At 73.2% G+C, this 23059-nt stretch carries 21 protein-coding genes; 8 read left to right on the forward strand and 13 right to left on the reverse strand.

The genetic code is table 11. The features are described from left to right. Positions 1-185 precede the first annotated feature (185 nt). The gene (locus JQX11_RS30805; protein WP_088641959.1) at positions 186-404 is read left to right on the forward strand and encodes a DUF3073 domain-containing protein; all 219 of its coding nucleotides are present in this window, start codon (positions 186-188) and stop codon (positions 402-404) included. 180 nt (positions 405-584) lie between these two features. Here the strand turns inward: JQX11_RS30805 and amcA are convergent, their stop codons facing one another. From amcA to JQX11_RS30830, 5 genes are all read right to left on the reverse strand, one after another. Then, positions 585-818, reverse strand: coding sequence for a multiple cyclophane-containing RiPP AmcA (amcA, locus tag JQX11_RS30810; protein WP_204928436.1), 234 nt, complete (start codon positions 816-818; stop codon positions 585-587). After that, positions 787-1890 (reverse strand): cyclophane-forming radical SAM peptide maturase AmcB, encoded by a 1104-nt coding sequence (gene amcB / locus JQX11_RS30815; RefSeq protein WP_307826459.1) that lies wholly within the window; start codon positions 1888-1890, stop codon positions 787-789. The genes amcA and amcB overlap by 32 nt, the downstream gene beginning before the upstream one ends. 129 nt (positions 1891-2019) lie before the next feature. Beyond that, a complete protein-coding gene (gene purM / locus JQX11_RS30820) occupies positions 2020-3174 on the reverse strand; it encodes a phosphoribosylformylglycinamidine cyclo-ligase (RefSeq protein ID WP_204928438.1) in 1155 nt (384 codons plus the stop codon). A gap of 59 nt (positions 3175-3233) precedes the next feature. Further along, on the reverse strand, positions 3234-4772 hold the full coding sequence (gene purF / locus JQX11_RS30825) for an amidophosphoribosyltransferase (protein WP_204928439.1): 1539 nt from the start codon (positions 4770-4772) through the stop codon (positions 3234-3236). Between the two features lie 168 nt (positions 4773-4940). Then, positions 4941-5294: a sterol carrier family protein gene (locus tag JQX11_RS30830; RefSeq protein WP_204928440.1), complete on the reverse strand. Its 354-nt coding sequence runs from the start codon at positions 5292-5294 to the stop codon at positions 4941-4943. Between the two features lie 150 nt (positions 5295-5444). Here JQX11_RS30830 and JQX11_RS30835 point away from each other — a divergent pair, with 150 nt between their 5' ends. Then, on the forward strand, positions 5445-7757 hold the full coding sequence (locus tag JQX11_RS30835; RefSeq protein WP_307826453.1) for a carboxypeptidase regulatory-like domain-containing protein: 2313 nt from the start codon (positions 5445-5447) through the stop codon (positions 7755-7757). A 75-nt stretch (positions 7758-7832) separates the two neighbouring features. Here JQX11_RS30835 and JQX11_RS30840 read toward each other — a convergent pair whose 3' ends face one another. From JQX11_RS30840 to purS, 4 genes are all read right to left on the reverse strand, one after another. Further along, positions 7833-8588 carry a 2-phosphosulfolactate phosphatase gene (locus tag JQX11_RS30840; protein WP_204928442.1) on the reverse strand — a complete coding sequence of 252 codons (756 nt, stop codon included), beginning with the start codon at positions 8586-8588 and terminating at the stop codon, positions 7833-7835. A gap of 4 nt (positions 8589-8592) precedes the next feature. Next, complete coding sequence (purL, locus tag JQX11_RS30845) at positions 8593-11412, reverse strand: phosphoribosylformylglycinamidine synthase subunit PurL (RefSeq protein WP_204928443.1); 2820 nt, start codon at positions 11410-11412, stop codon at positions 8593-8595. 70 nt (positions 11413-11482) lie between these two features. Then, complete coding sequence (gene purQ / locus JQX11_RS30850; RefSeq protein ID WP_204928444.1) at positions 11483-12166, reverse strand: phosphoribosylformylglycinamidine synthase subunit PurQ; 684 nt, start codon at positions 12164-12166, stop codon at positions 11483-11485. Further along, positions 12163-12423 (reverse strand): phosphoribosylformylglycinamidine synthase subunit PurS, encoded by a 261-nt coding sequence (purS, locus tag JQX11_RS30855; RefSeq protein ID WP_088641951.1) that lies wholly within the window; start codon positions 12421-12423, stop codon positions 12163-12165. The genes purQ and purS overlap by 4 nt, the downstream gene beginning before the upstream one ends. Positions 12424-12883: 460 nt before the next feature. Between purS and JQX11_RS30860 the strand changes: the two genes are divergently transcribed. Beyond that, positions 12884-13567: a S1 family peptidase gene (locus tag JQX11_RS30860; protein ID WP_088641950.1), complete on the forward strand. Its 684-nt coding sequence runs from the start codon at positions 12884-12886 to the stop codon at positions 13565-13567. A gap of 24 nt (positions 13568-13591) precedes the next feature. Continuing rightward, on the forward strand, positions 13592-14158 hold the full coding sequence (locus JQX11_RS30865) for a YbjQ family protein (RefSeq protein ID WP_204928445.1): 567 nt from the start codon (positions 13592-13594) through the stop codon (positions 14156-14158). Between the two features lie 147 nt (positions 14159-14305). Here JQX11_RS30865 and purB read toward each other — a convergent pair whose 3' ends face one another. The 4 genes from purB to JQX11_RS30885 form a co-directional block, all read right to left on the reverse strand. Continuing rightward, positions 14306-15730: an adenylosuccinate lyase gene (purB, locus tag JQX11_RS30870; protein WP_204928446.1), complete on the reverse strand. Its 1425-nt coding sequence runs from the start codon at positions 15728-15730 to the stop codon at positions 14306-14308. 152 nt (positions 15731-15882) lie between these two features. Further along, entirely contained in the window at positions 15883-16137 is a 255-nt protein-coding gene (locus JQX11_RS30875; protein WP_204928447.1) for a hypothetical protein, read from the reverse strand. 97 nt (positions 16138-16234) lie between these two features. Continuing rightward, a complete protein-coding gene (locus tag JQX11_RS33540; protein ID WP_204928448.1) occupies positions 16235-17173 on the reverse strand; it encodes a TNT domain-containing protein in 939 nt (312 codons plus the stop codon). A gap of 154 nt (positions 17174-17327) precedes the next feature. Then, positions 17328-18620 (reverse strand): acetyl-CoA C-acetyltransferase, encoded by a 1293-nt coding sequence (locus JQX11_RS30885; protein ID WP_204928449.1) that lies wholly within the window; start codon positions 18618-18620, stop codon positions 17328-17330. Positions 18621-18676: 56 nt separating this feature from the next. Here JQX11_RS30885 and JQX11_RS30890 point away from each other — a divergent pair, with 56 nt between their 5' ends. The 4 genes from JQX11_RS30890 (at position 18677) to JQX11_RS30905 (ending at position 23055) form a co-directional block, all read left to right on the forward strand. Further along, positions 18677-20053 carry a 3-oxoacyl-ACP reductase gene (locus tag JQX11_RS30890; RefSeq protein ID WP_204928450.1) on the forward strand — a complete coding sequence of 459 codons (1377 nt, stop codon included), beginning with the start codon at positions 18677-18679 and terminating at the stop codon, positions 20051-20053. Continuing rightward, positions 20053-21159 (forward strand): MaoC/PaaZ C-terminal domain-containing protein, encoded by a 1107-nt coding sequence (locus tag JQX11_RS30895; protein ID WP_204928451.1) that lies wholly within the window; start codon positions 20053-20055, stop codon positions 21157-21159. The genes JQX11_RS30890 and JQX11_RS30895 overlap by 1 nt, the downstream gene beginning before the upstream one ends. Before the next feature lie 157 nt (positions 21160-21316). Next, positions 21317-22069 (forward strand): NUDIX hydrolase, encoded by a 753-nt coding sequence (locus JQX11_RS30900; protein WP_204928452.1) that lies wholly within the window; start codon positions 21317-21319, stop codon positions 22067-22069. Then, positions 22066-23055, forward strand: a complete 990-nt coding sequence (locus JQX11_RS30905) for a serine/threonine-protein kinase (protein WP_204928453.1) — start codon at positions 22066-22068, stop codon at positions 23053-23055. Before JQX11_RS30900 ends, JQX11_RS30905 begins: the two co-directional genes overlap by 4 nt. Positions 23056-23059: the final 4 nt, after the last annotated feature.

Below are 23059 nucleotides of genomic sequence, written 5' to 3' on the forward strand. Positions count from 1 at the left end.
AGCGCTTACCCCTTACCGGGTACACTCGGTGACTGCCGGGTGACTGCGACGCGCAGGGCCGGCAGACGGTAACCCGAGGTGCCGAACGGTGGCATCCCCATGTACCGTAAGAGCCACGAGAGATGCCTGACGTCATCGGGGCCCGCCTTCGGGCTGCCCCGCATTCTGTGCGAGGGGGTCGAGCCATGGGGCGCGGCCGTGCTAAGGCCAAGCAGACGAAGGTGGCGCGGGAGTTGAAGTACCACTCCCCGAACACCGACCTCACCGCCTTGCAGCGCGAACTGGCGGGTGCTGGTGGGAAGTCTGAGCAGCACTTCGACGACGACTACAAAGAGTATGTCGACGACGACGATGAGGATCATGCGGACGACGACCCGGACCCCTGGGCTCCTCCGACCCGCTGACCTCCGGTCACACTGAGCACGCGGCAACTCTCCGCGTGCTCACGCATGTGCCCGACCAGAGCAGCATCATCACCTCGATCAGGGACCCCGCCAGCCCGGAGCACACTCCGGCCGGTCGGCGCGGTCCCTGATCGAGGTGGCCATGACCCGTCCTCGTACGGCGAGGCCGGGCGTCCCTGCTCAGCGCGGCCGGTTGTTCCAGTTGTAGAACGTCGGGATGTTCTCGAAGTGGTTCCAGGCGCAGACCGCGCCGGCACCCTCCGCGCCCGACACCTCGGCGCGGGAACGACGGGCGGCCTCGGCCTCGTGGAGCAGGGCGGAGAGCCCCCCAGCGGCCTCCCTCACCCGGTCGGCGACCTGGTCCGGGCCGGTGCCGACCCGCTCAGCGGGCCGGTGACTCGTGGTCTCGGGCATGCTCCAACACTCCCTCCAATAGGCGGATCTTGCTGTTGCGGCAGTGCTCGGTTTCCGTGCCGTCGAACCGTCCCTGCTCGAAGTAGCGGTTGGCCGCGTGCCCTCCGCCGCAGAAGCCGAAGTACGGGCAGGACGACCGGCACGCCTCGACGCCGGTGAGGAACTCACCCACCCAGTCCGTGCCCGCCGCCCCGGCCAGGATCTCGGCCAGCGGGGTGGCCAGCACGTTGCCACTGCTGAAGTCGCCGTAGCGGGCGTCGGAGAAGCCGGCCAGCTCGGGGGAGAGCACTGTCACCGAACCGTCGTACCCGATCGTCGGGATCGGGTCGAGCTGCCGGGGCAGCAGGTCGCCCTCCGCACCGTCCAGCACCGCCGCCGCGTACCGCAGCGACCACTCGACCTCCCGCAGGTGCACCCGGGGCGCCCGCCGCCAGGCCGCCACCAGCTCCGCCCAGAACGCGGTCACCGCCGCCGCGTCGTGTGCGTTGCTGCGGGTGTTGACCCCCTCGGTCTCCTCGATGTTCAGCCCGAGCACGTCACAGCCCAGGTCGAGGAAGTAGTCGTACAGCTCGGTGGCGAGCCCCGGCGTCGGCCGGCTCACCACCGCCAGCGCCGAGAACGGCAGGCCGTGCCGGCGCAGCGCCGCGACCCCCCGGACGATCCGGTCGTACGCCGGCCGACCGGCCCGGGTCACCCGCTCACCGTTACGGGCGGCCGGGCCGTCCACGCTCACGCTCACCCGCACCCCGTGCGCGGCGAAGAACGCGCACCAGGCGTCGTCGATCAGGGTGGCGTTGGTCTGCACGTGGTGTTCCACCCCGGCGGGGAACGCGGCGATCAGCGCCGCCAGGTGCTCCCGGCCGGCGGCGAGCGGCTCGCCGCCGTGCCAGACCACCGAGAACCGGCCCCGCGCCGCCCAGGGGGTGACAGCGGCGGCGACCGCCTCGGCAACCGCCACCGGCATCCGCCGGTCGGCCGCCCGGTGCGGCAGGTAGCAGTACGCGCAGTCCAGGTTGCACAGCGTCGTCGGCTGCATCACCACGTACGACGGGACCGCCGCGATCCCCCGCATGCCCGTCACGGACCGGCACCGAGCAGCCATCGACCCTCCTCCCCCGTGCCCGAAGTGTCCTTCAGGCTAGGCGGCGACGGCCGCTCGGGTGAACCCCCGACCAGGCAGCCGGCCGAGCGGCCACGCCGCTCAGCCCCGGGTGTGCTGGCCGATCATCTGCACGTTGCCGGTGCCCTCGATGATCTCGCCGGCCTGCCAGGCGTCCACGCCACGGCCGGCGAGGGTGGCCAGCGCGCGGTCGGCGTCCTCGGCGGAGACGATGGCGAACATGCCGATGCCCATGTTGAACGTCGACTCCATCTCCGAGTCCTCGATCCGGCCCTTGGACTGGATCAGGTCGAAGATCGGCTGCGGCTTCCAGGTGGCCCGGTTGACCACCGCGTCGACGTGCTCGGGCAGCACCCGGACCAGGTTGCCGGGGATGCCGCCGCCGGTGACGTGGGCGATCGAGCGCACCTCCGCCTCGGTGATCAGCTTCAGGCAGTCCTGCGCGTAGATCTTGGTCGGGGTGAGCAGCTCCTCGCCGAGCGTGCGCTGCCGGCCGAAGTCGTCGATCACCACGTCCAGCCGCATCCGGCCGGCACCGAGCAGCACGTGCCGGACCAGCGAGTAGCCGTTGGAGTGCAGGCCGGACGAGCGCATCGCGATCACCACGTCGCCCACCTCGACCCGGTCCGGGCTGAGGATCTCGCTCTCCTCGACCACGCCGACCCCGGTGGCGGAGACGTCGTACTCGTCGGGACGCAGCACGCCCGGGTGCTCGGCGGTCTCGCCACCGAGCAGCGCGCAGCCGGCGTACCGGCAGCCGTCGGCGATGCCCGCGCCGATCTCGGCGACCCGGTCCGGCACGACCTCGCCGGTGGCGATGTAGTCGAGCAGGAACAGCGGCTCGGCCCCGCACGCCACCAGGTCGTCGACGACCATCGCGACCAGGTCGATGCCGATCGTGTCGTGGATGTCGAGCTGCTGGGCGATGACCAGCTTGGTGCCCACCCCGTCGGTGGAGGACGCCAGGATCGGGTTCTTGTACTTCTTGGTGTCCAGCCGGAACAGGCCGGCGAAGCCGCCCAGGTCACCCATGACCTCAGGCCGCCGGGTCTCCTTCACCTTGGACTTGAGCAGCTCGACCGCCCGGTCGCCCGCCTCGATCGACACCCCGGCGTCGGCGTACGAGACCGAGCGTTTGCGGGTGGTGCGGCCGGTCCCCGCCGTCCAGGGCTGGCGGTCGCCACCGGCACCGCTCGGGCTGCTTCCTGCGCCGCTGCGCTCGGACACGTAGGTCACGGTTCTCCCCTTTGTGGTTCTCGGTGCCGCGCCGACGGTGGCCGGGCGACCCCGGTGTGCTACGGGCGGTGGGCGGTCGCGCCGCCCGGAGTGGCGACGAGCGGTGTGTGGTGCTCGGAGGAGGTGTCCGGGGCGTCGGCGACCCGCCGGCCCACCCCTTCGAGCACGTGCTTGCCGATCAGGTTCCCGGCCGGCAGGTCGATCGGGTACTCCCCGTCGAAACAGGCCCGGCAGAGCCTGCTCCTGGGCTGTTCGGTCGCGGCGATGAGACCGGGGAGCGAGACGTAACCGAGGGTGTCGGCGCCGATCGAGCGCCGGATGCCCTCGTTGTCCAGCCCGTTGGCCAGCAGTTCGGCCCGGGTGGCGAAGTCGATGCCGTAGAAGCACGGCCAGTTCACCGGCGGGGAGGAGATCCGGACGTGGACCTCCAGCGCGCCCGCCTCGCGGAGCATCCGGACGATCGCCCGCTGGGTGTTGCCGCGCACGATCGAGTCGTCGACCACGACCAGCCGCTTGCCCCGCACGTTCTCCCGCAGCGGGTTGAGCTTGAGTCGCACGCCGAGCTGGCGAAGGGTCTGCGACGGCTGGATGAAGGTCCGCCCCACGTACGGGTTCTTCATCAGGCCGGCGCCGTAGGTGATGCCGGACGCCTCGGCGTAACCGATGGCGGCCGGCGTGCCCGACTCGGGCACCGGGATCACCAGGTCGGCCTCGACCGGGTGCTCCTTGGCGAGTTGCCGGCCGATCTGCACCCGGGCGGCGTGCACGTTGCGGCCGGCGATGGTGGCGTCCGGGCGGGCGATGTAGACGTACTCGAAGAGGCAGCCCTTGGGCTCCGGCGCGGCGAACCGGCTGGAGCGCAGGCCCTCCTCGTCGATCGCGATCAGCTCGCCCGGCTCGACCTCCCGGACCACGCTCGCGCCGACGATGTCCAGCGCGGCGGTCTCGCTGGCCACCACCCAGCCGCGTTCCAGCCGGCCGAGCACCAGCGGGCGGACGCCGTGCGGGTCGCGGGCGGCGTAGAGGGTCGACTCGTCCATGAAGACGAAGCTGAACGCGCCACGTAGCTGCGGCAGCACCTCCAGCGCGGCGGCCTCCACCGACAGATCGGGGCGGCTGGCCAGCAGCATGGTCACCAGTGAGGTGTCGTTGGTGGCCCCGTCGTCGAGCAGGCCGCGCTCGGCGACCTCCTTCTGCAACTCGGCGGTGTTGACCAGGTTGCCGTTGTGCGCCAGGGCGATCGTGGTGCCGGAGGTGGTCGACCGGATGGTCGGCTGGGCATTTTCCCAGGTCGAGCCGCCGGTGGTGGAGTAACGCGCGTGCCCGATGGCCAGGTGGCCGCGCAGGCTCTTCAGGGTCGGCTCGTCGAACACCTGGGCCACCAGGCCGAGGTCCTTGTAGACCACCACTCCCGAGCCGTCGCTCACGGCGATGCCGGCGGCCTCCTGGCCCCGGTGCTGGAGTGCGTAGAGTCCGAAATAGGTGAGATTGGCGACCTCTTCACCCGGGGCCCAGACGCCGAAGACGCCACACGCGTCCTGGGGGCCGGGTCGCTGGGGGTCAAGGTCGTGGCTCAGCCGGCCATCGCCTCGGGGCACTGCCGCTCCCTCATGCTGGTCTGGACTGGCCTGGCGGAGCCGGGGGGCTGCTCCGCACCTTTCGGCCCTGGACCACTGTCGTCGCCTGACAGTGTACGCGAACACGAGTCAATACAGAAAGTCACGATCTGCCTCCACCCCGTCACCCCGTCGAGCGGAACGGTGCAGCTAGAGCGGCAGATGGTCAGCGAGATCCGCCCGGTTTCCGCTCACCTGTACGCGACCGTCCGTGACCGCCTGCGCCCACGACAACCGTCCGGTGGCAAGCGCCAGCCAGGTGTCCGGCGCCATCTCCACCACGTTCGGCGGGGTACCCCGGGTGTGTCGGGGCCCGGGCACGCATTGAACTGCACCGTAAGGTGGGACACGCACCTCCACCGATCGGCCGGGGGCACGCTCCGCGAGGGCGGTCAGAAGGGCACGGACCGCCTCGCGGTACACCTGTCGTTCGGGGATACGCCCCTCATCGAGCGCCGTCAGCGCCGCCAGCACCGCGGCGGACTTAATGTGCGGAGAGGACACGACGGGACGATACGACCCCTGGCCGCGGAGTGCCACGCTGGCCCCTGGGTCGCGCCGATCCGGTCAGACAAGGCATAGTTGCCGACGGCGTATTCGTACCGTGATGATCCCCGGCCCCCGCCGGGGAGGTCAGACCGGAAGGCGGTGGACGTGTCAACACACCGACGTGCCTGGACGCAGCGGGCCGGTGTGGTCGTAGCGCTGGTGGCCGGCGCCCTGCTCACCGTCCCCGCCACACCCGCTTTCGCCGCTCCGAGCGTCAACAACGTGTCGGCGTCCCCGAGTTCCGTCGAGGCCGGGAAGACTACCCGGGTCAACTACTCGCTCACCGTGGGTGACGGCTCCCCGGTCGACGTCTCCGTCACCTCCAGCAACGGCAAGCTCCGCTGCGTCGACGGCTGCAGTCGCAACAGGGTCGACCAGAGCGGCGGCTCCAGCGCCAGCTTCGCCCTCGCCGACGACGCGTCGAGCGGGTCCGCCACGATCACCGTGAAGGCCGTCGACGCCAACGGCGCCGAGAACTCGGCCAGCACGACCGTGACCCTGGTGGCCAAGGCCGCGCCGCAGACCACCCCGCCGCAGGACAAGCCGACCGTCAAGTCGATCTCCGGCAAGGTGGTCGTGGCGGCCACCGGCGACGCGGTGCCCAACGCGGTGGTGGGGCTGGAGGACTCGACCGGCAAGCAGTTCAACACCACCAGCGACGGCAGCGGCAACTTCCGGATCACCGGGTCGAGCTCCAACCCGATCGCGCCCGGCTCGATGGTGCTCGGGGCCAGCAAGGACGGCGTCGTCGCCACCAAGCCGATCAGCGCGGGGGCCGGGCAGAGCCTGAGCAACCAGCGGATCAGCCTGGCGTTGAAGGTCGAGGTGAGCCCGAGCGCCACCCCGTCGACCTCCGCCGAGCCGACCCCCTCGGACGAGACGACCGCGGAGACCACCGAGGAGAGCACCGAACCGACCGGCGGGCAGCAGCAGGCCGCGTCGCAGGACGACGACAGCGGGTTCGGCTCCTTCCTGATCATCCTGCTCGGCGGTCTGCTGGTGGCGGCCGGCGTCGGCACCATCGTGCTGCTCTGGATCCGCCGTAGGAACGCCGACGACGACGGGAACGGACCGGCCGGCGCCGCTGCGGCCGGTGACGTCCCCGGCCCCCGGAGCCCACGCGGCACCGACGACCAGACCCGGGTGGTCAACCGGGTCGGTGCCGGCCCCGACCCGACGATGGTCGGCAGTTCCGCGCTGAGCGACGCGCCGACGATGTTGCAGCGACCGGTCGTCGACGACGTCCCGCCGGACCCGTACGCCGCGCCACCGCAGCCCTACGGCGCACCGCAGGACAGCTGGGCCGGTGCCGGCGGCTACGGCGACGAGCCCGGTGGCCCGGGCGGCTACGGCGGCCAGCCGGGCGGCTACGGCGCCGCACCCGCCTCCGGCGGCGGCTACGGCGCGGCCGGAGCGGCGGGTGCCGCCGCAGGCGCGTACGGCGCGGCGAACCCGGCCGGCGGCGGCTACGGCAACGCACCGTCCTCCGGGAGTGGCTACGGCAACGCCCCCGCATCGGGCGGCGGCTACGACAACGCGCCCGCCTCCGGTGGTGGCTACGGCAACGCCCCCGCGTCGGGTGGCGGTTACGGAAACGCGCCCGCCTCCGGTGGCGGTTACGGCGGCCGGGACTACGGCGCGACCGCCGGTGCCGGCTACCCGGCGCAGGAGCAGGCCGGCGGCTTCGGCGGCGAGCAGCGCTACGACGAGCCCACCGGCCGGTACACCGGCGACAGCACCTCGTACGCGCCGGCTGCCGACCCGTACCCGACGAGCACCTACCAGCCGGAGCCGGACGCGTACGGCCAGCCGGGCGCGGGCGGCTACGGCCAGTCCGAGCGGGGTGGCTACGGTCGGGGTGCCGAGCCGACCGGTGGTTACGCCGGTGGCGGATACGGCCAGCAGGCCGGGTACGACGCCGGCCCGGACCAGGGTTACGGCGGCGGCCAGCGTGGCGGCTACGACCAGCAGCCCGGTGCCCACCAGGGTGGCCAGCACGGCGGCTACGACCAGCCGACGGGTGCCCACCAGGGCGGCTACGACCAGCGCGGCGGCGGGTACGACCAGCGGGGTGGCGCCCACCAGGGCGGCTACGACCAGCCCACGGGTGCCCACCAGGGCGGCTACGACCAGCGCGGCGGCGGGTACGACCAGCAGCCCGGCTACGGTGCCCCGCAGGGCGGCTACGGTCAGGCCGGTGGCTACGGTGCCGAGCAGCAGCAGGGCGGCTACGGCCAGGAACCCCCGCAGCAGCGCGGCGGCGGCTACGACCAGCAGGGCTACGACCAGCAGCAGGGTGGCTACTACGGCGAGCAGGGCCAGCCCGGTCGCGACCAGCAGCCCCCGTCCGGTCGGGCCCGGCCCGACGGCCCGCCCCCGGAGCGTGGCGGACGCCGCCTCGACTGGCTGGACGACTGATCCGGACCGACGACAGCGAACGACGGTGGCCGCCCCGATGCGCATCGGGGCGGCCACCGTCGTTCGCGGGCCGGGTCAGCCGGCCGAGAAGACACCCTGGCGGAGCACCGGCACCACGGTCGAGACGTCCCGCTGCACGGCCGCCTCGACGTCCCCGGCGAAGCCGCTCTCGATCAACTCCCGGCCGGAGACGCAGCCGCGTACCGCCGCCGGCACGTCCGGGGTGCTGGCCAGGGCGGCCAGCGCCATCGCCGCCTCCACGGACAGCCCACCGGGCACCCCGGAGACGGCATCCAGCACACTGGCCGCGCCCAGCAGGTCCTCCACCGAGGGACGCAGGGTGCCGTCCGGCCAGCGTTCACCGGCGGCGATCACCCCGACCGGGGCGTCCGTCGTGCCGTACCCCTGGTGGTGCAGCCACCGCCCGACGGCGCTGGCGTTGCGCAGGCAGGCCGCGACCACCGGCCGGCCGGTGGCGCTGGCGGCGGCGCTGATCGCGGAGCCGTTCGGCGACGGCAGCACCAGATCGCCGACGACGGGTGCGCCGGCCAGGGCCGCCGGGGACAGCGACCACGGGTGGGCGGTGGTGGTCTGCCGACGGCCCACCGCCGCCACCGCACCGACCCGTCGCGCGTAGTCGGCCGCCTGCTCACCCCAGGGGAACGGGTGGACCCGCACCCCCCGGGCGACCGCGACCTCGACGGCGGTGGTGAACGACAGGACGTCCACCACCACCAGTACGGCACAGACCCGGCCGAGTTCCGCCGCCCCGGTCAGCCCCCAGTCGAAGCGGGCACCCGACCCGGGCTGGACGTGGACGGCCGAGGCCACCGCCTCAGCGCTGCTCGGGCGTCGGGCGCTGCCCGTCACCGTCACCGGCGTCGGAGGTCGCCGCGTCGACCTGCGGGGTGGACCCGGTCGCCGGGCCCGCGGGAGCGTCCGACGTCGGCGCGGAGCCCGCCGGGGCGTCCGGTGCCGGCGCGGAGCCTGCGGCGTCGTCCGACGAGGCGGCGCGGGCCGCCGGGTCGTCCGACACCGGGCCGGTCGACGTCGACCCGTCCGACACCGGGGCGTCGGTCGTCGGAGCGGCCACCGCCTCGGCTGCCGGGTCGTCCGCGTCCGCCGGCTGCTGCCGTTGCGGCACGTCCACCGGCTGCGTGGCGGTGGCCGGCGCGATCGTGGTGGTACCCGTCCGGACCGCCTCGACCTGCACCTGGGCCGCCTCCGGGCCGCCGAAGAGCCGGGGCAGGGTCGCGGTGTGCGCGGCCCGCAGCTCGTCCAGGCCGATCCGGAACTGGCCGTGCACGTCCAGGGCACCGCTCGCCGGGTCGGTCACGCCGATCTGCTCCCACGGCACGCCCCGCTCGTCGCAGAGCGCGGTGAACGCCTTCTCGTGCCCCCGGGGCACGGTCACCAGCGCCCGGCCGGCCGACTCGCTGAACAGGAAGACGAACGGCAGCGAACCGTCGGCGAACCGCTCCGGCACACCGATCCGGACCCCGACACCCCGACGCAGGCTCGACTCGACCAGGCTCTGGGCCAGGCCGCCGTCGGACAGGTCGTGCGCGGAGCTGAGGTGACCCACCCGGGCCGCCTCGGCCATCAGCTCGGCGAGCTGGCGCTCCCGGCCCAGGTCGACCTGCGGCGGCATACCACCGAGGTGCTCGTGCGTCACCCAGGCCCACTCCGAGCCGGACAGCTCCACGTGCGTGTCGCCGAGCAGGTAGACCTGGTCGTGGTCGCCGTTGGCCCGGGGGACGAAGCCCATCGGCACCCGGTCGGCCACGTTGTCCAGCACACCCAGCACACCGACCACCGGGGTCGGGTGGATGGCGGCGGCACCGGTCTGGTTGTAGAAGCTGACGTTGCCGCCGGTCACCGGGATGCCCAGCTCCAGGCAGCCGTCCGCCAGGCCGCGGACGGCCTCGGCGAACTGCCACATCACTCCCGGGTCCTCAGGCGAACCGAAGTTGAGGCAGTTGGTCACGGCGATCGGCTTCGCGCCGGTCACCGCCACGTTCCGGTACGCCTCGGCGAGCGCCAGCTTCGTCCCCTGGTAGGGGTCGAGGCGCGCGTACCGGCCGTTGCCGTCGACGGAGAGGGCGACACCCAGGCCGCTCTGCTCGTCGATCCGGATCACACCGGAGTCCTCCGGCTGGGCCAGCACGGTGTTACCCAGCACATACCTGTCGTACTGCTCGGTGACCCAGGTCTTGTCGGCCAGGTTCGGCGAGGCGATCATGCGCAGCAGGGTCTCCCGCAGCGCCTCCGGGTTGCTCGGCCGGGGCAGCGTCTCGGCCCGGTCGGCCTGGAGCAGGATCAGGTCGGCCGGCTCCCGCATCGGGCGGGCGTAGACCGGGCCGTCGTCGACAAGCGAGCCCGGCGGCACGTCGACGACCACGTGGTCGTTCCAGGTGACCAGCAGCCGGCCCGGCCGGCCGTCGGGCGCGGGCGGGGTGACCTCGCCGATCGCGGTCGCGAGCACGCCCCACTTCTCGGCGGTCTTGAGCACCGCCTCCAGCTTGTCCGGGGTGACGACCAGCAGCATCCGCTCCTGGGACTCGCTGGCCAGGATCTCGTGCGGCTCCATCGACGGCTCGCGCAGCGGGACCCGCTCCAACCAGACCCGCATCCCGGTGCCGGCGGACGCGGCGGTCTCGGTGAGCGCGCAGGTCAGGCCCGCGCCGCCGAGATCCTGGATGCCGACGACCAGCTCGGCGTCGTACAGCTCCAGGCACGCCTCGATCAACAGCTTCTCGATGAACGGGTCACCGACCTGCACCGACGGACGGCGCTGCTCGCTGCCCTCGTCGAAGGTGGCGCTGGCCAGCACCGACACGCCGCCGATGCCGTCCCGGCCGGTCTTCGCGCCGAGCAGCACCACGACGTTGCCGGGGCCGGCGGCGTCCTTCTTCTGCAACCGGTCGACCGGCAGCACGCCGAGGCAGAGCGCGTTGAGCAGCGGGTTACCCTGGTAGCAGGGGTCGAAGACCAGCTCACCGCCGATGTTGGGCAGACCGAGGCAGTTGCCGTAGCCGCCGACGCCGGCCACCACGCCGGGCAGCACCCGGGCGGTGTCCGGGTGGTCGGCCGCACCGAACCGCAGCGGGTCCATCACCGCGACCGGGCGGGCGCCCATCGCGAGGATGTCCCGGACGATGCCACCGACACCGGTCGCCGCGCCCTGGTAGGGCTCGACGAAGCTCGGGTGGTTGTGCGACTCGACCTTGAAGGTGACGGCCAGCGTGTCGGAGACCCGGACGACGCCCGCGTTCTCCCCGATGCCGGCGAGCAGCCGGTCGCTGGGCGGGGCCTTCTCGCCGAACTGGCGCAGGTGCACCTTGCTCGACTTGTACGAGCAGTGCTCGCTCCACATGATCGAGTACATGGCCAGCTCGGCCTGGGTGGGGCGGCGGCCGAGGATGTGCCGGATCCGGTCGTACTCGTCGTCGCGCAGGCCCAGCTCGGCGTACGGCTGGAGTTCGTCGCCGGTGCCGGCGGCCCGCTGCACGGTGTCCACGCCGTCGGCCCAGTCGGTGGCCGGCGTCGGACCACTGGGCCGACCGGCGTCGGCCGGCGGCGCGACGGCCGCGTGCGGTTCCGCCGGGGCGACGCCCGCGACTGCCCGAACCGCCGGGTCCTGGTGGGTGGTCATGACCTCTCCTCGCTGCGCTCGTACCCGCCGGTGGGGCGGTGGAGCCGACCGATGTTGCCGCCGAGCACCGTCACGCCGGCGTCCCCACCAGGTGCTTGAGCACCGAGGTGAAGAAGCCGAGGCCGTCCAGGGAGGGGCCGGTGAGCGCCTCGACCGCGTGCTCGGGGTGGGGCATGATGCCGACCACGTTGCCGGCGGCGTTGGTGATCGCGGCGATGTCCCGCTGCGAGCCGTTCGGGTTGCCGCCGACGTAGCGGGCGACGACCCGCCCCTCGGCCTCCAGCGCGTCGAGGGTGGCGGTGTCGGCCACGTAGCAGCCCTCGCCGTTCTTGACCGGGATGAGGATCTCCTGGCCGGGCTGGAAGGTGTTCGTCCAGGCGGTGCCGACCGACTCGATGCGCAGGACCTGGTCGCGGTTGCGGAAGTGCAGGTGCTGGTTGCGGGTGAGCGCGCCGGGCAGCAGGTGGGCCTCGCAGAGGATCTGGAAGCCGTTGCAGATGCCGAGCACCGGCAGGCCGCCCCGGGCGGCGTCGACCAGGGTCTCCATCACCGGGGCGAACCGGGCGATGGCCCCGCAGCGCAGGTAGTCGCCGTAGGAGAAGCCACCGGGGAGGACGACGGCGTCCACCCCGTGCAGCTCCGGGTCACCGTGCCAGAGCCGGACCGGCTCCGCGCCGGCGATCCGCACGGCGCGGGCGGCGTCCCCGTCGTCCAGCGAGCCGGGGAAGGTCACCACTCCGACGCGGGCGGTCACGAGTTCGCGTCCGCGGTCTCGTCGGCCTCGACCCGGACCGTGAAGTCCTCGATGACGGGGTTGGCGAGCAGCTTGTCGGCGATCTCCCGGGCCCGGTCCAGGTCCGGTTCGCCGGTGAACTCGATCTCGATCCGCCTGCCGATGCGGACGGAGGCGACGTCACCGACGCCGAGCCGCGGCAGCGCGTTTGCGACGGCCTGGCCCTGAGGATCGAGGATCTCGGGCTTGAGCATGACGTCGACGACGACGCGAGGCACTGGGCACTCCTGACTGTGTACGCAGTTGGGTGCCGGCCCACTACGGGCGAGCGCAGCCAGCGTACCTGGCAGATTCCGGTCCGGACGCACCGGCCGGGCGCAGTTCAGGCAGTGACCGACGTTACCGGTCGCCGGGACGTGTGGTCGAGATCCGTTCGTTGCCGCTCTGATACGGATTTGTTGCCGATTGTCGTCGCGTCGCTCCGACACACCCTATCTGAGCAGGCAATACACGGCTCAACGCCAGATTTGCGACCGGTATCCGACAAACAGGGACGAGCAGATCCCGGTCATTCCTGTCACATTGGTTGATCTCGATGGCACCCTTGTGAAGCCGCTCACCACCCCCTAGCCTCATCGAGACACATCGATGTCTGGCCGGCGTCCCCGAGGGGCCACCCCCACCCCGACGCCGGCCCCCGCCCGGCCACCCCGGGCCCGACCCGAAGGAGTCCCCCCGATGCGTCTCCGCTCCACGCTCGCGGTGCTCACCACCGCCCTCGCCGGTGTCCTCGTCGCCGCCTCCGGGGCCACCGCCGCCCCGGCCGGCCCACAACCGATCATCGGCGGCAGCACCGTCTCCTCCGCCCCCTGGGCCGCTGCGGTCTTCAGCAACGGGTCGTTCACCTGCTCCGGCAGCGTCATCTCCGCCCAGTGGGTGCTCACCGCCCGGCACTGCGTCAGCGGCACCATGTCCGTCCGGGTCGGCAGCGTCTACTACGCCTCGGGCGGCACCACCCGCACCGTGAGCGCCTCCTACACCCGCAACGACCTCGCCCTGCTGCGGCTGTCCAGCACGGTCAGCACCACCGCGGTCAGCCTGGCCAGCAGCAACCCGCCGGTCGGCTCCACCAACACCATCTACGGCTGGGGCATGACCTGCTACAGCGGCTGCGGGGCGTCCAGCCAGCTCAAGACCGCCTCGGTGCAGGTGACCAGCACCAACGCCACCGACGCGTACGGCGGCCAGGCGATCCGCAGCACCCGGATCAACGGCAACGCGTGGCGCGGCGACTCGGGCGGCCCGCAGTTCTACAACGGCCGGCAGGTCGGGGTCGCCTCCACCGCCGACGGGTCGAGCATCCAGAACTACGGCAGCGTCGCGTACAACCGGGCCTGGATCACCTCGACGGCCGGTGTCTGACGGTTACCACCGCAGGCGGTGCGGATGGCCGGTCGCGTGCCGGCCGTCCGCGCCGCCTGGTTTTGCAGCATCCGACCAGGTGCGTACGGCACGCTTCGACGCCGTAGCGCTACTGACAGCATCGGAACCGTGCTGGTCGTGACGACGGATCAACTGCCCGGCTACGAGATCCGCCAGATCCTCGGCGAAGTGGTGTCGTCGATGGCGCGGACCCGGAACCCGTACCGCGAGGGGGTCAAGAACCTGCGCGGCGGTGCGTACGACCCGATGGCCCCGGACAACCTCACCCGCTGGCGCACCGACTCGGTGGCCCGGCTCGGCGAGGAGGCCCTGCGCATCGGCGCCAACGCCGTGGTGGGGATGCGCTTCGACAGTCGGGACTGCGGCGAGATGTGGATGGAGATCTGCGCCTACGGCACGGCGGTGATCGTGGTGCCCAAGGTCCCCGACGTCATGCCGCACGACCAACCCCTGGTCGCTGCCGAGACCGCACACGACCCCGGGTTCGCCGAGGCCCCCGGCGGTATCGCCGAACCGGCGAGCGCCCCCAACCTCTCCTCCGCCGCCGAAACCCCCACCCGGGACTCCTGACCCACGTCCCTGCCGCCCACCGCCCCTTGTGACCTCGGTGATCAAGAGGTTTACGCCAATTCGATCTTCATTGGTGACGCAAACCTCTTGATCACCGGGGCAAGGGTGGGCGTGGCGGGCGGGGGAACGCGCGGGGCGCACGGGGGGTTAGAGGATGGGGGGTGGGGAGTAGGTGGCGGCTTCGGGGTGAGCGGTGACGACCGTGGTGATGCGGCGGGTGATCGCGTCCACCTGGGCCTGGGCGGCACCGGTGAAGGTGGCGGGGTCGGCGACCAGGGTGTCGATCTCGCTGCGGGTGAGACCGAGGCGGGAGTCGGCGGCCAGCCGGTCGAACAGGTCGTTGTCGGGGGCGCCCTTCTCGCGCATCGCGAGGGCCACGGCGACCGCGTGCTCCTTGATCACCTCGTGCGCGACCTCCCGGCCGACGCCCCGGCGTACCGCCGCGACCAGGATCCTGGTGGTGGCCAGGAAGGGCAGGAAGCGCTCCAGCTCCCGGCTGATCACCGCCGGGTACGCCCCGAACTCGTCGAGCACGGTGAGGAAGGTCTGGAACAGCCCGTCGGCGGCGAAGAAGGCGTCCGGCAGGGCCACCCGGCGGACCACCGAGCAGGAGACGTCCCCCTCGTTCCACTGGTCGCCGGCCAGCTCGCCGACCATCGACAGGTAACCCCGGATGATCACCGCGAAGCCGTTCACCCGCTCCGACGAGCGGGTGTTCATCTTGTGCGGCATCGCGCTGGAGCCGACCTGGCCCGGCTTGAAGCCCTCGGTCGCCAGCTCCTGACCGACCATCAGCCGGATCGTGGTGGCCAGCGACGACGGCGCGGCGGCCACCTGCACCAGCGCGGCGAGCACCGCCATGTCGATCGACCGCGGATAGACCTGGCCCACGCTGTCCAGCACCCGGGAGAAGCCCAGATGCTCGGCCACCCGACGCTCCAGCTCGGCGACCTTCGCGGCGTCGCCGTCGAAGAGGTCGAGCTGATCGGCGGCCGTGCCCACCGGACCCTTGATCCCGCGCAGCGGGTACCAGTTGATCAGGTCTTCCAGCCGCTCGTACGCGATGAGCAGTTCCTCCGCCGCCGAGGCGAAGCGCTTGCCCAGCGTGGTGGCCTGCGCGGCGACGTTGTGCGAGCGGCCGGTCAGCACCAGGCCGGAGTGCTCGTGGGCGAGCCAGGCCAGCCGGGCCAGCGCGGCGACCACCCGGTCGCGGATCAGCTCCAGCGAGGCGCGGACCTGGAGCTGCTCGACGTTCTCGGTGAGGTCGCGGGAGGTCATCCCCTTGTGCACGTGCTCGTGCCCGGCGAGCGCGCTGAACTCCTCGATCCGGGCCTTCACGTCGTGCCGGGTGACCCGCTCCCGCTCGGCGATCGAGGCCAGGTCGACCTGGTCGACCACCCGCTCGTACGCCTCGACCACGCCGTCGGGCACCGCCACGCCGAGGTCCCGCTGGGCGCGGAGCACGGCGAGCCAGAGCCGCCGCTCCATCCGGACCTTCTCCTCCGGGGACCAGAGGGCGACCAGTTCGGGTGAGGCGTACCGGTGGGCGAGCACGTTCGGGATCGTCGTCACGTACCTCATTCTCTCCTACCCGACGACCGCCGCCCTGGTCGGGCCGCCGGGGGTGGGGTGATCGACTCCCGAGAGGCGAAACTGCGGTGTCCCGGCCCGCGCGACCCGCAGTTTCGCCTCCGATGAGTGGATCACCCTGGTCGGGCTGAGCCTCAGCCCGCGTCCTCGGACCGACCGGTCAGTGCCCGCCACAACCCCGCGCACGCCTCCTGCTCGGTGTCGTAGGTCAGGCGGACGTCGTACACCCCGCGTTCGTACGCCCCGATCTCCCACCGCCCGTCGGCGCAGCGGCGGAGGAACCAGAAGTCGGGTGGCAGGGGGACGTGCTCGTGCACCCCTTCCAGTTCGAAGGCGTCCGGGGAGATCCCGGTCGCGAAGAGGGCGTTACGCAGCTCGTGCCGGTCCACGGTGACCTCCAGGGTGCGTCAACAGGCCGGGCGGCCCGGCGGTCGCCCGAACGGCCGGGCCGGGCACGGCAGGAGCCGACCGGGTCGGGGCGGCGGATCAGCACACCGGGGCGGTACGCGGTCCGCCGCCCCGCCCACCCTGACGCGGCACGGCGTCGGCCGCGCACGGCGGGGTGCTCCCCCCGAGATACTCCTCGACGATGACGTGGTGGTCGAGGAGCCACTGCACGGTGAGCAGGTTGCCGGCCTCCGGCACGTACGCCGGGTTGAGCTGGAACTGGGTGCCCATGCCGGGCTGGGCGAACCAGGGGGCGATCGGGCCGGAGTCCACGTCGAAGGGCATCAGCACGCAGTAGGTGTGGTAGTTCGCCAGCGGCGCGGCGGGCGTGGTGGCCGGCGGCGTGGGCGGGGTGTTCAGGCTCTGCGGGGCGAGGGAGCGGGAGTTGAACGGGGTGCCGAGCGGGGCCAGGAAGCTGCCACCGGTGAAGCCGAACCGGTCGAGCCGGTAGCCGGGCAGCATGGTCTGCCGTTGCTTCACCGGTTTGCCGTCGGGGCCGAGGAAGAAGCCGTTCTCGGGCGGGAAGACCAGCGTCGTGCCGGCCCCGTTCACGGTGTAGTTGCCGACCCACTGCGCTTCGGTCTGCGCACCGAACCGCCGGTAGCCGGCGAGCAGCGGGCCGACCGGGCTCTCCGTCGGCAGCACGGCCGGCCCGAGCAGCCGGTTGTCGTCGTAGAACCGGGTGGTCTGCGGGGCGTCCGGCGGCAGGCCGGGCCGGCACAGGCTCGGTGTGTCGGGCGGCGGCTGCGGGGTGCGGCTGTGCGCGGCGCGGGCGGTGGGCTGCCCGCCGTGGCCGGAGCGGTTGCCGTCCGCCCCCGGGGAGCCGGAACGGTCGCCGTCCGACCCTCGGGAGGCGTCGTCGACAAGCGTGGCGGTCCGGGCCGTGCTGCCCGGCGTACCGGCCGACGGGGCGGCCCCGGGCAGGAGGGCCAGGGCCGCGCTGGAGAGCACGGCGAGAAGCCAACGGCTGCGTTTCACCATAAACCTCCTGGAACGGGACGAGTATCGCCCTCATCCTGTGGAGGTCAGCACGTGAAAGTGAGCCTTTGGGTGGTTCGTCCCCCGATGGGGGGGCGATCCCGCCGCCCGGCGGCGATGCCGAGGCCCGGCCGCCGGGTGGTGGAGCCCGGGGTCAGCGCTCCAGGATGGCGGTCACGCCCTGCCCGCCGGCCGCGCAGATCGAGATCAGTCCCCGACCGCTGCCCTTCTGGGCGAGCAGCTTGGCCAGCGTGGCCACGATCCGGCCACCGGTGGCGGCGAACGGGTGCCCGGCGGCCAGCGACGAGCCGGTGACGTTGAGCCGGTCCCGGTCGATCGCGCCCAGCGGGGCGTCCCGCCCCAACCGGTCCTTGCCGAACTCCGGCGACTCCCAGGCCGCCAGGGTGGCCAGCACCTGCGACGCGAACGCCTCGTGGATCTCGTAGAAGTCGAAGTCCTGGAGGGTCAGCCCGGCCCGGTCCAGCATCCGGGGCACCGCGTACGCCGGGGCCATCAGCAGCCCCTCGTCGCCGTGCACGAAGTCCACCGCCGCCGTCTCCGACCAGGAGAACCAGGCCAGCACGGGGAGCTGGTGCTCGCGCGCCCACTGCTCGGAGGCGAGCAGCACGGTGGACGCGCCGTCGGTCAGCGGGGACGAGTTGCCGGCGGTCATGGTGGCCTGATCGGCGTCCGGGCCCCGGGTGCCGAAGACCGGCCGGAGCGCGCCGAGCTTGTCCAGGCTGGTGTCGGGGCGGAGGTTCTGGTCCCGGGTCAGCCCCAGGTACGGCGTCATCAGGTCGTCGAAGAACCCCCGCTCGTACGCGGCGGCGAGGCGCTGGTGCGAACGCAGCGCCAGCTCGTCCTGGGACTGCCTGTCGATCTGCCAGCGCAGCGCCGTCCGGGCGGCGTGCTCGCCCATCGACAGCCCGGTGCGGGGCTCGGCGTTACGCGGCAACTCGGGCCGGAACGGCTGGTGCGGGCGGAGCTTCGCGGCGATCCTCAGCCGCTCGCCGAGGGTCCGGGCGCTGTTGAGCTTCAGCAGGGTGCGGCGCATGTCCTCGTTGATCGCCAGCGGCGCGTCGGAGGTGGTGTCGACCCCACCGGCGATGCCCACGTCGAGCTGCCCGAGAGCGATCTTGTTGGCGACCAGGATCGCCGCCTCCAGGCCGGTGCCGCACGCCTGCTGGATGTCGTACGCGGGGGTGTGCGGGTCCAGCTTCGAGCCGAGCACCACCTCCCGGGTCAGGTTGAAGTCCTTCGAGTGCTTGAGCACCGCCCCGGCCACCACCTCGCCGACCCGCTGCCCGGCCAGCCCGAACCGGGCGACCAGCCCGTCCAGCGCGGCGCCGAGCAGGTCGGCGTTGGACGCGCTGGCGTACCGGGAGTTGGACCGGGCGAAGGGGATGCGGTTGCCGCCGATGACCGCGACCCGCCGGATGCTCTGCACGATCCCGCCTCCGTTTCAGGACTTGCCCACAACCTACTGGCCAGTAGGCTACGCCTATGACCGACAGGTACGCGAGCTTCGTCCAATCGGGGGCCGGCCGCGCGCTGGTCAAGCGCCTCGGGCTGCCCGACCCACCGCGACTGCGCCGGTACGCCGTCGGCGATCCGCTGCTGCCCGGCCCGGTCCTGCTCGGCGCGGCCAGCGGATCGAGGCTGGCGGTGCAGGTGGGCCGGATGCTCCTGGACGCCGGGGTCGAGTTGCGCGACACCCCGGCGAGCAGTACCCCGGACCCGGCCACGGGCCGGCTGCCGGGGAACGGCGCCTTGGTCTACGACGCCACCGGCATCACCGACTCCACCGGTCTGCGCCAGCTCTACGACTTCTTCCACCCGCAGGCCCGATCGGTGCTGCCCAGCGGCCGGGTGATCGTGCTGGGCACCCCGCCGGCCGAGTGCGGCCCGGCCCGGGAGGCCACCGCCCAGCGGGCCCTGGAGGGGCTGACCCGCAGCATCGGCAAGGAGTTCGGCCGGGGTGTCACCGCCCAACTGGTGTACGTCACCCCGGACGGGGACGCCGGCACCGCGACCAGCCTGGAGGCGACCCTGCGGTTCCTGCTCTCCGGCCGTTCCGCGTACGTCTCGGGGCAGGTGGTCCGGGTCGGCACCGGGCCGGCCGCCGTCCCGGCGGACTGGGACCGGCCGCTGGCCGGGCAGGTGGTGCTGGTCACCGGCGCGGCCCGGGGCATCGGCGCGGCGGTGGCCCGGGTGCTCGCCCGCGACGGCGCGCAGGTCGTCGCGCTGGACGTCCCGGCGGCCGGCGACGCCCTCGCGGCGGTCGCCAACGAGATCGGCGGCACCGCCGTACAGCTCGACCTGACCGGCGCGGATGCCCCCACCCGGCTCGCCGACCACCTGGCCGACCGGCACGGCCGGGTCGACGTGGTGGTGCACAACGCCGGCATCACCCGGGACCGGACGCTGGGTCGGATGGACGCCGACCGGTGGGACGCGGTGCTCGACGTCAACCTCTCCAGCCAGGAGCGGATCAACGACGTGCTGCTGGAGCGGGGGTTGATCCCCGAGGGGGGCCGGCTGGTCGCCGTCTCGTCGATCGCCGGGATCGCCGGCAACCGGGGGCAGACCAACTACGCGACCAGTAAGGCCGGGGTGATCGGCCTGGTCGACGCGCTCGCCCCGGCGCTGGCCGGGCGGGGGATCAGCGTCAACGCGGTCGCACCCGGGTTCATCGAGACCCGGCTGACCGCCCGCATCCCGCTGGTCATCCGGGAGGCGGGTCGCCGGATGAACAGCCTGGCCCAGGGCGGCCTGCCGGTGGATGTCGCCGAGACGATCGGCTGGTTGGCGTGGCCGGCCTCGGCGGCGGTCAGCGGTAACGTGGTCCGGGTCTGCGGCCAGAGTCTGCTGGGGGCGTGATGGCACGGCGCAGGAACCGACCCGAGGAGTCCGGCGACGGCGAGCTGTCGGTCGGCGACCTGATCGAGGGGCCGACCGAGGTCATCTCACCTGCCGCGCTGGCCGCCGCCCGCGCCGCCGGCCCGGACCGCAGCGTCGACGAGACCCACGACCTGTCGGCGTACGCCACCCGGGACCTGACACCCCCGGCCGGCACGGACCGCACCGAGGATCTGACGGGCCGGTCGGGCGGCCACGACGGCGGGCCGGCGGCGCGGCCCCGGGTGGTGCTGCCGGGGCTCCCCCGACCGGGCGCGCTCCGCCGGCGGGCGCTGCGCGACGCGCTGCCCGGGATCGGCCGCTCCCGCCGCCCGGACGCCGCGCCCCCGGTCGAGCTGGCCGTCGCCGGGGTTACCGTGGACCGGGCCCACCTGGCCGGGTACGACCGGGTGTGCGGTTTCCGGTTGGCCGACACGCTGCCGGCGACCTACCCGCACGTGCTGGGGTTCCCGCTGGCACTGCGGTTGATGACCCTGCCGGAGTTCCCGTTCCCGCTGGCCGGGGTGGTGCACGTGGGCAACCGGATCACCGTCCACCGGCCGGTTCCGGCCGACGTGCCGTGGGACTTCGTCGCGTACGCCGAGAATCTGCGGCCGCACGCCCGGGGTCGGCAGGTCGACGTCGTCCTCGTCGGCTCGGTCGACGGTGCGGAGGTGTGGCGCGGGGTGTCGACGTACCTGGGCCGGGAGCGCGGGGCCGGCGGGGGCGTCGGGCGCGACCCGGGTGAGCGGCCCGCGCCGCCGGCCGCCACCGCGCACTGGCGGGTCACCCCCCGGGTGGGTACGGACTATGCCCGGGTCTCCGGGGACCACAACCCGATCCACACCTCCCGGCTGGGGGCGCGGCTGTTCGGTTTCCCCCGGCCGATCGCGCACGGCATGTGGAGCAAGGCCCGCTGCCTGGCCGCGCTGGAGAGCCGGCTGCCGGAGGCGTACACGGTGGAGGTGGCGTTCAAGCTGCCGGTGCCATTGCCCTCGACGGTGGCGTTCAGCGCCGTCCCGGGCTGGGACTTCGCCCTGCACGACGCCCGGACCGGCCGCCCGCACCTGGTGGGCACCGTCCGCTGAGGCCGGACGCCGCCCGGCACCGCCCGGTGCCGGGCGGCCGGCGTGACAGGACGCACAGCACCGGTCGGGTGCCGGGCCGGATCAACCGGTTGCGGAGCACTTTTTCGTGAGCTAGGTTGTTCTCAGATCGAGTAATTCTCAACCTGAGAGGGACGCCGTGAACGAGCAGGACTTCCTCGCCGGGTACGACCCCAGCGCCTACCCCGCGACCGCGATCACCGTGGACGTGGTGGCGCTGACCATCCGCGAGGGCGCGCTGCACCTGCTGCTGATCCGGCGTGGCCAGCCCCCCTACCAGGGGCACTGGGCGCTGCCCGGCGGATTCGTCCAGCCCGACGAGGACCTCGCCACCGGGGCCCGCCGCGAACTCGCCGAGGAGACCGGCCTCGGCGGCGACCGGCTGCGCCGCGTCCACCTCGAACAGCTCGCCAGCTACGGCGCACCGGACCGGGACCCCCGGATGCGGATCGTCTCCGTCGCCCACCTCGCCTTCGCCCCCGACCTGCCCGACCCGGTCGCCGACAGCGACGCCGACGAGGCCGGGTGGCTGCCGGTCACCGCCCTGCCCAGCCGGGAGCTCGCCTTCGACCACGCCCGGATCGTCGACGACGGGTTGGAACGGGCCCGCTCCAAGCTGGAGTACACCCCGCTGGCCGCCCGCTTCCTCGGCCCCGAGTTCACCATCGCCGAGCTGCGCGGCGTCTACGAGACGGTCTGGGGGCACCCGCTGCACGCCGGCAACTTCCACCGCAAGGTGCTCTCCGTCCCCGGCTTCGTCGAGAGCACCGGCGGCAACACCGAACGCGGCGGCGCCCGGGGCGGCCCCCGGGCCCGGCTCTACCGGGCAGGCGACGCCCGACTTCTGCACCCGGCGCTGCTGCGCCCCGCCCGGGAGGAGACCATCCGGTGAGGACCGACGAGGCGATCCGGCTGGTCGCGGCGGCCCGCACCGACGCCGACCTGTTCGGCGTCGACAGCCCGGCCCGGCGCTACCGCGAGCTGGTCGCGGCCCTGCACCCCGACCGGCTGGGCACGCTCGACGCCCGGGTACGCGCCGCGGCCACCGACGCCTTCGTCCAGGTCACCACCCGCTGGCAGGCGACCGGCACAGCCGACCCGGCGACGGTCGTGCTCGGCGGATACCGGCTCGGGGCGCTCGCCCACGCCGGTGACCTCGCCGACCTCTACGACGTCGGCGCGGACCGACTGCTCAAGCTGCCCCGCGACCCGGCCGACAACGACCTGATGGCCCGCGAGGCGTACGCGCTGCGGCAGATCGAGGACCGCGGCGACCCGCGCCACCTGCCGTACGTGCCCCGGCTCGTGGACAGCTTCCGGCACCGCGACGCCGCCAGCGGGGCGGAACGCCGGATCAGCGTGCTCGCCGCCGTACCCGGGCTGCACGACCTCGACGCGGTACGCCGGGCGTACCCCGACGGGTTGGACGCCCGGGACGCGGCCTGGATGTGGCGGCGGCTGCTGGTCGCCCTCGGCCTGGCCCACCGGGCCGGCGTGGTGCACGGCGCGGTGCTCCCCCGGCACGTGCTGATCGAGCCGGACGCGCACGGCGTGGTGCTCGTCGACTGGTGCTTCTCCGCAGTCGACGGCGGCAGTGTCCCGGCGCTGGTCCCCGGTCACGAGGACTGGTACCCGCCGGAGGTCACCGCGCGGCGGCCCGCCGGCCCCGGCACCGACCTGGCGATGGCCGCGACGTGCATGAGCTGGCTGATGGGCGACCGCGCCCCCCGTGAACTGCGCGCCTTCGCCGACGGCTGCCGCCGCCCGGCGCTGGCCGCCCGACCCGACGACGCCTGGCGACTGCTCGGCGAACTCGACGAGGTGCTGGACCGGCTCTACGGGCCGCGCACCTTCCGACCGTTCACCCTCAACCCCTAGGGAG

The sequence above is a fragment of the Micromonospora humida genome, assembly GCF_016901255.1.
GTDB classification, from domain to species: Bacteria; Actinomycetota; Actinomycetes; order Mycobacteriales; family Micromonosporaceae; genus Micromonospora; species Micromonospora wenchangensis.

Coding starts and splice junctions, on each gene's coding strand:
- JQX11_RS30805 (WP_088641959.1), top strand. CDS start 186: ATGGGGCGCGGCCGTGCTAAGGCCAAGCAGACGAAGGTGGCGCGGGAG.
- JQX11_RS30865 (WP_204928445.1), top strand. CDS start 13,592: ATGGCCGGTCGCGTGCCGGCCGTCCGCGCCGCCTGGTTTTGCAGCATC.
- purL (WP_204928443.1), bottom strand. CDS start 11,412: ATGACCACCCACCAGGACCCGGCGGTTCGGGCAGTCGCGGGCGTCGCC.
- amcB (WP_307826459.1), bottom strand. CDS start 1,890: ATGCGGGGGATCGCGGCGGTCCCGTCGTACGTGGTGATGCAGCCGACG.
- amcA (WP_204928436.1), bottom strand. CDS start 818: ATGCCCGAGACCACGAGTCACCGGCCCGCTGAGCGGGTCGGCACCGGC.
- JQX11_RS30895 (WP_204928451.1), top strand. CDS start 20,053: ATGGCACGGCGCAGGAACCGACCCGAGGAGTCCGGCGACGGCGAGCTG.
- JQX11_RS30890 (WP_204928450.1), top strand. CDS start 18,677: ATGACCGACAGGTACGCGAGCTTCGTCCAATCGGGGGCCGGCCGCGCG.
- JQX11_RS30860 (WP_088641950.1), top strand. CDS start 12,884: ATGCGTCTCCGCTCCACGCTCGCGGTGCTCACCACCGCCCTCGCCGGT.